Raw genomic sequence first — 6,021 nt, 5'->3', positions numbered from 1 at the left:
TTTTTAACCGTATTGGTAATAACTAAAACCTTTTTGCCCTTTTGATATTCATCTATTATCTGCTGTTCTAACTCTTTTATTGGTTTATCTTCTAATCTAATTTTATGTTTTTTCTCCTGGTTAAAAACCGGTTCTAAAACTTCAATATCACATTCTTTCAACTGATTAACAACAAAAGGATGTATAGTTGCACTCATAAAACAGAATTTTCCGCCATATTTTGATATTTCTTGAAGTCCTTTTATTATTACTGCTAATGTATCTGGTGAATAGCTTTGCGGTTCATCTAAAACTATTTTTGAATACATTAAAGTTGCATAAACTTTTTCATATCCTGGATATTTGAAAACAGAAGTAAATATCTGGTCAGCTGTTGTTACTGTTATTGGCATCGAGTATTGGCGAGTAGAGTCTGTCCGTGATATGTGTTCTTCTATTGAAAGTAGATCTTCTGTATATTCAAAATCTTTTTCTTTTAATCCATAAAATAAAGCATCACTATGAAGTAGCCCAACATAATCTTTACTAAAGATACTTTTAAATCTTTCATACATCGCATTTACAGACACCCTAACTGGAAGTGTGTAGAAAGCTTTGTCTTTCCCTATCCAATTAATTGCAAATTCTGTTTTTCCAATTCCTGTTGAGGCTGTAAGTAAAACGTTTTTATCTCTTAGCTCACTTGCCTTTTGCTGAAAGGGTTTAAGTCCTTTAAAATTCGGTTTTTGGGATAGATATTCTAATAATTTTCCTTCTGGATTTTCTATTCTTTCGTGTTCTACTGGCAGATGTGCGGAGGCTGAATGGTCTATTCTATGAAGTAATCCTTTCAAAAGGATAAAAGTTTTATCTTTTTTTAACTTTAGAACACTTTTTGAAGAAGAATTCTTAAAGTTCATAATCTCTTCATAAACAAAAGAAGGTGCATTTTCTTCGATATTATCTATTTTAATTCCAAAATTTTCTAACCATTTTAATAAATTAATTTTCGATTTAAGATCTTTTTGAAAAACTTGATTTATGTAATCTTCACTAAAATCAATATCCCTTTCATGATGAAAAAGAACAGAATAAAGAATATAATCAAAAAACTCTTCTTTTATTATGTTTTCAAGATTTTCATTGAATAAAAAAATTCCAGATAAATAATTATGAGGAATTTCTTTATTTAATTCTGAAGGAATTTTATATATTTCTTTTAAAATTCTTCTTATTTTAGCTTGGAAATGTGAAGAAATTTTACCTAAATCATGAAACAGACAGGCTAATTTTAAAGCATTCCAAAAATCTTCATTTACTCCAAGTTTTTTAAATTCATCTTCATAAAGCCTTTTTAACCTTTCTAACTCGTTTAATAGGTTTAAAGTATGTTTTTCTAATGTTTCTGGATATGGTCTATTATTTTCATAATAAATTTTTGCATAAATCTTATCCATTAGGTATCACCTATTAAATCTATTAATGTCTCTTCTTCCTCGTCAGTTAAAAACTGACCTTTTTTTATTGATCCAGAATCTACATATACAACATCTTTTTTCTCAAAATATCTAAGTCCTGTTTTATCTAATAGTTCTTTATCATACTTAAAATTCATTCTGTAATTGATTCCACTAAGTCCTAATTTATCTGCCGTTTCTTTATTTAAGTACATACTGTTTTTAATCAATAATCTTTTAAATTTAGAAAATCTTTTCTCTACAGGTTCAATAAAATCTATATAATCAATTCTAATCAAATCTTCTTTTCTTCCTAATGAAGGATATTCCAGTTTAAGAAGGTTTTCTTTGAATTTTTGTAGATATATTTCTTTTGCTTTTAAATAGATAGTTAGATTTACTCCATAAACATTTGCCACATATGTGGGAGATTTTGAAAATGCTTTATTAAATCCTTCTAATAATGGATAACCTTTCTCTTTAACTCTCTCTTTTCTATCAAATTTTATAAGAGTTTGTAAATCCTGTACTATTCCATCAAATTTTCCCTGTATGCTCATCGCAATAGGAATATACTCTGTTGCTTCTACAACAGTATGAAACCAGCCTCTTATCGTCGATAACGGTGGCAAAGGATAAGTATCCCAGTAATTAAAACTCATAGGTTTCCTATAGTTTGCAAAAACCTGATAACCTTTTATTTTAAGCAGTCTCATTTCTATACACCGTAATACTCATTTACTTTTTGTTTTAACGCTTCAAAAAAGTCATTTACATTATGGAATTTATCCTCTTCAACAAGTTTCTGTATCTCTTCCTCATTTTCCCAGTATCCTTTTACTACACCTATATGAGTATTATCTTTTATTGCTTCTCCGTTAAAAGACATTTCAAGAACAGATTGGATTATAGGAGTATCTAAAAGATATTTCCTTGTTTCCCTGTTGTATTGTATTTTTAATCTTCCCATAAAAAATGGATTTTTTACATTGTAAACACCACCAATTGCAAACAATGGATTTAAACTTTCCATTCTACCCTTTATGTTTCTATTTAAAACTTTTAAAACATCTAAAACCATATTTACTCTTCTGGCTTTTTCCTGAGGGGCAAGAGAAATGTTATCATTAGGGTCTTCTCCTATTCTATCAAGCTCTATTGTTATTGTGTATGAATATAAAGATAGATGATGTTCAAACTGGAATGGATCTGGATTAATTTTATCCTTTTTATCTGGAAATAATTTACGAGCTCTTTCTACCATATTTAAGTTCGTTCCAAACTCCACATCTAAAAACATAGGCTCAAGGGAAATCGCTGGAGATATCCTAACTACTGCTGGTCTTGTAATTGCATTTTCACCTTCTGTTGTTTTCATATAACCAAATAAATCTATTTCAGGATATTTATCTATTTTTGCATCCGGATCAAACTGCAATGTTTCTTTTTTATCTTTCTTTCCTTCCTTAATAGGAGTTTCTGGAATATTAAAGAATTCCCTTAACATTCTATAAATATCGTATCTTATAGCCTGTCTTGATTCATAAGAGAGTAGTTCTCCAGATCTTGATAATTTTTTAAGTTCTGATATGTTTCCAACACCTTCCCCATAGTTTAAGCTCATAGCGTCAAATATCATTGAAACTGTTAATCCATGTGGATTTAAATTAGCCATTATGATTAACCTCCTCTTGTTTTTTTGATTGGTTTTCCTCCCCTAAAAGTCCATTTAAAAAGCTGTATCCTAAAGCATAAAAAGTTTCTTTGTCTGAAAGGGTTTTTATAAAAGATGATGGAATTTCTTCTCCGTAAGCCATATATGTTCTAATTAAAACATCCATAAATTCTCTTGTATCCCCAATTCTAAGAGCATTAAGGAGCTTGTATGAAACAGACTGAATTTTGTTCTCTGCATTTTTAGACTTTAATAAATTTGCCAGTTCTTTCCCTTTGTTATAAATACGCCGTATTTCTTTCTCTGAAGTATTCATTGTTATTCCTCCTACATGTGTTAAAAATCTAAAGATTAAGCTATTTAAAACTTGAATCTGATAAGTATTAATATTTGTTTCATAGTTTTTAGAGTTGTTCTGCGTTGCAATGTAAAACTTTATAAGTTTGTTTAAATAATTAAAGTATAATTTATTTTCTATTAGTAAATAGATAATTTCTGGCAATATAGAAACTGTAATTTCATTTTTTTTCTTTTTTATCTTATATTTTTTTCTTGAAAAGAGTTTTAATTTTTCTTTATTTTTTTCTTCCTTCAACTATTTTGCTTTTTCTCTTGATAGATTAAACGAATATACTTTTGGCATTGTTTCATTAGTAAGGTCAAGTTCTAATACTGCAATATTTTGTAAGGTGTAAACAGCTTCACGGTAAGAAGTTTCCAAAACTACTTGTGTAAAGAAATCTAAAAGGATATTATCAGAAATTTCTGTAGTTAAAATATTTTTTAGCAGTTTATTTTCTCTGACTAAATCGTCTATGGAATTGTCGGAATTCACAAAATAATAAACTGTTTTATCATCTCTCTTAACTGGAGTTAACCCTGCAAAATATGAAAAATAAATAATCTCACAAATTTCACAAAGAGGGAGTTCAATTTTTGACTTAATTTTTCTATTTTTGGGCATATAAAAGAAATTAAGCAAATCAGCATTTAATCCTGCGAAGGAGGCTAATGAAGTTGAAAAACTTTTGTCTTTCTTTGCTATTCTTAGAGGATAACATACAAAACAGGGTATTTTTACTTTTTCCTTTTTTATTTTGATTTCTTGTTCTTTTAAGGAGCTTTCTTTTAAATGTTCCTCATACTTTTTCTTAAAACTTCCTAAAGATAAAGCATTCAACCAATTTCTATGAAAAAATTTCCCAAATCTAAAATAATCTATAACTTTTTTGTTTTTTACTTCTTCTGGTAAATTTTTTAGATAAGAAATTGCATTTTCTAAGACTTTATTTGCATCATCTGTTGAAGTTATAGTTTCAGGTATTTCCTCTTTATAAGAATACTTATCCTTTAAACCTATGTCTTTTAAAGATTTTGTAATTTCTTTCCAAACTTTTTTAGCTTCTTTTTCGTTTTTACTGTTAAAAGAATTCTCTAATTCCTTAAGTTTGGTTTCCTTTAAATTTTTTAGTCTGCCAATATGATTGAACAAACTCATATATTCTTTAAAAGCGTAATCAAAAAATCTTTCTGCAAAACCATCAAATATTTTTCTGTCAAATTCTATGTAATTGTCGCCAAATTTAAGTAAATTTTCGTCTTTTGATATTAACTTTTCATCTTTTACATCCCACAAGTGAGAGTTTATGTTTAAAAAGCCAACTATTCCTGCATTATAAAGCCAATCTCCAAGATAAACCTTTTCCATTACCCCAAAACCTCCACCATCCCAAAGCCCTGTCCTGTGCGGTTGCCTATGCCGATTTTGTATAGAATTTCTAAATCCTTAGGATGCCCTGAGAGCTTAAAAATCCCTGAGTTTCCTGTAAGGTACATTATAGGTTTTCCTGTTTTTTCTCTGAACGCTTTTAGAGTGTGTTTTATTACCTGTTTATTCATTTTTATGGGCTTAAATTTAAGAGGTTCTTCTAAGCCTTTGCCTTTTATATGAGGAGATTTTAGTATTCTGTCTGTTATTTCATTTAAATGATACTCAAAATTTTTATCTGAAAATAAAACAGGCTTGTCGTTTCCATTTTCTACTACAATTGGTGAGTTTGTTTTAAATACTATATGTCTTGATTTTATGGGTTTTTCGTTTATAGGTGATACTTTTTTAATTTCCCATGTTATTTTTTCACCATCAACAAGCATATTTGTATCTGAACTAAAGTTAAAAGTATGTAATCTTTTTAGACCGTTAAAAAGACTTATTAAAAAGCGGTAATCTAAAGCTGAAACAAATAATGATAAATAACCTTCTTCTATTTCAAACACTGTATCTTCTATGGTAAAGTTTTCATCTATCTGTATTTTTGCTTTTATGGGTTTTCTTTTCGGTGGTAAAACAAGATTAAAGCTAAATGGTTTTGTTATTTTACCTTTATATAGAAAATCTTTATAATCTTTGTCTGATTTTTTTAACGCTTCTTTGAGAAGAGACATTACTTTGTGTTTGTAAAGTATAGGAGTTTTGTTTGTTTTGATATAAATTTTCATTCTCATTTAAATTGACTCCCCTTAAATGTCTTTTATATAATAAACGTACAAATCTGTAAAAATCTGACAAGTTTTTTTATTTTTATTATATAATTTTTTATAAGGCTACTTGGAAAAAGAATAAGAAAGCCCCATGTTTATTATTTTAATGGAGAAGGGCTATTATTAATAACAGTTATCATTAAGTTTTGCATTTTTAATGAAAAATATATTTCTGTGTAAAATGGCTTTTCATGAGCTTCAGCAAGAATATAACAGAAAATATATTTGCATTAATGGAGGTTTAATGCAAACTACCTTCTCCAAAAAGGATTTTAAAAAATTTTTTAATCTTTTTTAGTGCTTGAAAATACTTGCCAACATGAATTTTTTTTATTACATTTAATTAACGGGTTTTATCTGAACTATATG

At 28.1% G+C, this 6,021-nt stretch carries 4 protein-coding genes and 1 pseudogene; all 5 read right to left on the bottom strand.

Annotated features, from left to right (window positions below; genetic code table 11):
- A partial coding sequence (locus HG1285_RS06305) for a CRISPR-associated helicase/endonuclease Cas3 (RefSeq protein WP_008288174.1) occupies positions 1-1,436 on the bottom strand: 1,436 nt, incomplete at its 3' end.
- Positions 1,436-2,152 (bottom strand): type I-B CRISPR-associated protein Cas5b, encoded by a 717-nt coding sequence (gene cas5b / locus HG1285_RS06310; protein WP_008288173.1) that lies wholly within the window; start codon positions 2,150-2,152, stop codon positions 1,436-1,438. The genes cas5b and HG1285_RS06305, both read right to left, overlap by 1 nt.
- Positions 2,153-2,154: 2 nt before the next feature.
- The gene (gene cas7i, locus HG1285_RS06315) at positions 2,155-3,111 is read right to left on the bottom strand and encodes a type I-B CRISPR-associated protein Cas7/Cst2/DevR (RefSeq protein ID WP_008288172.1); all 957 of its coding nucleotides are present in this window, start codon (positions 3,109-3,111) and stop codon (positions 2,155-2,157) included.
- A pseudogene (cas8a1, locus tag HG1285_RS19115) lies at positions 3,104-4,609 on the bottom strand (type I-B CRISPR-associated protein Cas8b1/Cst1). The gene cas7i and the pseudogene cas8a1 overlap by 8 nt, the downstream one beginning before the upstream one ends.
- Before the next feature lie 209 nt (positions 4,610-4,818).
- Positions 4,819-5,616 (bottom strand): CRISPR-associated endoribonuclease Cas6, encoded by a 798-nt coding sequence (gene cas6, locus HG1285_RS06320; RefSeq protein WP_008288169.1) that lies wholly within the window; start codon positions 5,614-5,616, stop codon positions 4,819-4,821.
- Positions 5,617-6,021 lie beyond the last annotated feature (405 nt).

The sequence above is a fragment of the Hydrogenivirga sp. 128-5-R1-1 genome, from assembly GCF_000171895.1.
Note: the sequence above shows the minus strand (reverse complement) of the source record. Positions and strands in the feature narration are given on the sequence as shown.